Below are 440 nucleotides of genomic sequence, written 5' to 3'. Positions count from 1 at the left end.
ACATGGGAGGGCGTGACGACCTCGTTGTCCTTCGACCCGTCCCACATCGAGGAGTTCTCGGATCCAAACTTCGCGCTGGCCTTCGCCCGCATCGAGAACCACTACTTTGTCAATCATGGGTTCATGGTTGAGGGGCAGTTGCTGCGTGATGCCCACAAGCTGGCCGCCATCCCGACTGTTATCGTTCAGGGACGCTACGACATGTGCTGCCCCGACGTCACGGCCGTCGATGTGTCGCGAGCCTTGCCGAGTGCCGATCTGCGAATCGTGATGGCAGGTCACTCTGCATTTGAGCCATTAATTGCCTCCGAACTAGTGAAGGTGTGTGACGAATTCGCCGAGCGATGAATTGTCGCCCAGGCGTGTCGAGGCCCAAGTCCAGTCGATTTGATCGAGTACTCACGGTCAAATCGACTGGACTTCGACATGGTGGTGGGGAT

1 protein-coding gene is annotated in these 440 nt (G+C 57.5%); it reads left to right on the top strand.

The genetic code is table 11. The annotated features are described in order from the left end of the window. A partial coding sequence (locus KJQ97_RS09470; protein ID WP_214120702.1) for an alpha/beta hydrolase family protein occupies nt 1–348 on the top strand: 348 nt, incomplete at its 5' end. Between the last annotated feature and the right edge of the window lie 92 nt (nt 349–440).

Origin of the sequence: Campylobacter sp. 2018MI01 (assembly GCF_018501205.1) — a bacterium.
Taxonomy (GTDB): Bacteria; Campylobacterota; Campylobacteria; order Campylobacterales; family Campylobacteraceae; genus Campylobacter_E.
This window is presented reverse-complemented; position numbering and strand designations above follow the sequence as displayed.